Genomic DNA, 2,061 nt, shown 5'->3' with positions numbered 1-2,061 from the left:
ATTCATTTATAGAATGTCAAAAGAAATGAAATGATTTTAGATGTATACAAAATCACTCTTAGTATAATTTATTTTAAAAACGAAATTGAATATATTTAAAGGTTTAAGGAATTTAAAAATTTATTTTAAATTCCTTATTTAAACTAGCAATTTTTACACATATTAAAGATTAAATCATCAAATCGTTTCACAAGTCTTACTTGCTCGTCTAATTCTTCACAATTATAGAGCTCTTCATATAAAGCTAAGATATCTTTAAATATACCTTCTTGCTCTTTTTTGATTGATTTTGCAATGTTTTCTTCTAATGATTTATTTTGTTTTAAATTCTTATTAAGCAAACACCTAATCGCATCATCTTTATAAAGTAATAAATGTATTTGTATAAATAAATTATTTTGCAATCTACCACTATTTTGAGCATTATTAAAGTTATTTTCAGATAATTTTTCATAAGAACTTAAAGTATCAAAAAACTGATTTGTTTTTTCTTGATTTTTATTGCTAATTTCTGAAACTTGATTTGAATACTCTAAACACTTTTTAACACTTTCTTTTAAAGAATTTATATTCAAATTAATAGTATTAGTAGCTTCTTCTGTATTATTTGCTAATTTTCTTACTTCATCGGCAACTACCGCAAATCCACGACCATGCTCACCTGCTCTTGCTGCTTCAATTGCAGCATTTAATGATAGTAATTGAGTTTGGTCTGTAATGTCTTTTACCATTTCAATAATTTTTGATATTTCATTTGTTTTTTCATTTAGACCATTGATTAAATCAGTAAATAAACCTATGTAATTTTGTAATTCATTTGAGCTTTTTGATAATTCTTTTACCATAGTTTGAGTAGTATGCGAATCATCTGCAATTTGTTTTGAAGAATTTAAAATGCTATTTAAATTAGTTTGATTTGTGCTTAAGCCATTTGTTAAAATATCAATTATACCTGAATCATTATTGTTTTGTTGAACTCTTATACTAAGCTCATTTAAGCGTTGAGTTTCTATACTTTTTGCAATTCCTAAAATAGCACTTACTAAATTATCAGCAGTGCTTTTAAATCTACCTTTTAAACCTACACTATTAATATTTCTATAAGTTGCACCAGAAAAAGCAACTTCAATAGAACTAGCAACTTCTCTTTGCCACACTTCTATTTGGTCTAACAAATTATTTAAATGATTTGCTAATATTGTGTATTTTTCGCCCTTTATACCAGTAACTCTTGATTCTAAATATCCATTTGAAGTTTGCTCTAAAACTTCTATAATTTTATTTAACGCTTCATCATTATTTTTATTAAATATACTCATTTTAGCCCCTGAATACCTATCATAAATTCGTTATAACCTTTATTTTCTTTTTTCAAAATATCTTCTATAATTTTCCAAGAAGCATCAACTCCTTGAGCTTTCTCAACTTCAAGCATTTTAGCATATAAAGCAATAATAACTTCTTTAGCTTTTTTACCCATTTTTCTTCTAACTGAATAATATCCTATCGTATTACCAGATAAATCATAAGATATGCTAATATTGGCAAATACCCAGTAATATCCACCATCAAATGTTCTATTTTTTACGAAAGCATAAACTTCTTTTCTTCCTTTTAATTGTTGCCACAAGTATCTAAAAACAGCCTTAGGCATATCTTTATGTCTTACAACATTATGTGGCTTATTTAAAACTTCATTTTCTGTTGAACCTATAATTTTTAAAAAAGATTCATTAGCATAAGTAATATTACCTTTAATATCTGTTTTACTAACTATAAAGTCATTATCTAATAGTTCCTTTTCCATTTTTCCCCAATCTTTTTTTAGATATTTTTGTATCAAAAAATAATTTTATAATATCTTCATTATTGTAAAATAGAGATATTATATTTTTGTAAATTTATTATCGTGAAATAAATTTTATTACTCAAACTTATTCTTCATAACAGCTTCAACAGCAATGCTAGCCATTAAATCTACTTCATCTGATATTTTATTAGTATTATCAGCTACTACTACATTAGCACGTGTTAGCTCATCTATACTACTTATTGCTTCAT

Annotated in this window: 1 protein-coding gene and 1 pseudogene; both read right to left on the bottom strand. The window is 25.3% G+C overall.

Annotated elements, in window-relative coordinates; all coding sequences use genetic code 11:
• Window positions 1–143 precede the first annotated feature (143 nt).
• Window positions 144–728 (bottom strand): annotated as a pseudogene (locus KJQ99_RS11330) (methyl-accepting chemotaxis protein); the annotation flags it as partial.
• Between the two features lie 587 nt (window positions 729–1,315).
• On the bottom strand, window positions 1,316–1,807 hold the full coding sequence (locus KJQ99_RS09210; protein ID WP_214150640.1) for a PAS domain-containing protein: 492 nt from the start codon (window positions 1,805–1,807) through the stop codon (window positions 1,316–1,318).
• Window positions 1,808–2,061: the final 254 nt, after the last annotated feature.

The sequence above is a fragment of the Campylobacter sp. 2018MI13 genome (assembly GCF_018501135.1).
Taxonomy (GTDB): domain Bacteria; phylum Campylobacterota; class Campylobacteria; order Campylobacterales; family Campylobacteraceae; genus Campylobacter_E.
This window is presented reverse-complemented; position numbering and strand designations above follow the sequence as displayed.